Raw genomic sequence first — 365 nt, forward strand, 5'->3', positions numbered from 1 at the left:
GCGTCTGCGTCTGCGTCGGCGTCAGCATCAGCGTCGGCATCTGCATCTGCGTCGGCATCGGCGTCAGCATCAGCATCAGCATCAGCATCAGCATCTGCGTCTGCATCTGCGTCTGCGTCGGCGTCAGCATCTGCATCTGCATCTGCGTCAGCATCTGCGTCGGCGTCAGCATCTGTATCATCTTTATAGAAACCACTATCTAAAGTCATGTCATCATGACCGTCAATAGTTACAGTTACTGATCCACCATTTGAATCTAACGAACCATCTCCAACATTAATTTTAGTTGGTGTATAACCTTCAGGTGTTTCAAATGAAACTTGATATGTTTCACCATCATATAAATTATCAAATTCATAATGTCC

The 365-nt window shown here is 46.0% G+C and carries 1 protein-coding gene; it reads right to left on the reverse strand.

From position 1 onward, the window contains the following. A partial coding sequence (locus tag HMPREF3125_RS13090) for an MSCRAMM family adhesin SdrC (RefSeq protein WP_256278093.1) occupies positions 1–365 on the reverse strand: 365 nt, incomplete at both ends.

The sequence above is a fragment of the Staphylococcus sp. HMSC13A10 genome, assembly GCF_001808005.1.
Classification (GTDB): domain Bacteria; phylum Bacillota; class Bacilli; order Staphylococcales; family Staphylococcaceae; genus Staphylococcus; species Staphylococcus pasteuri.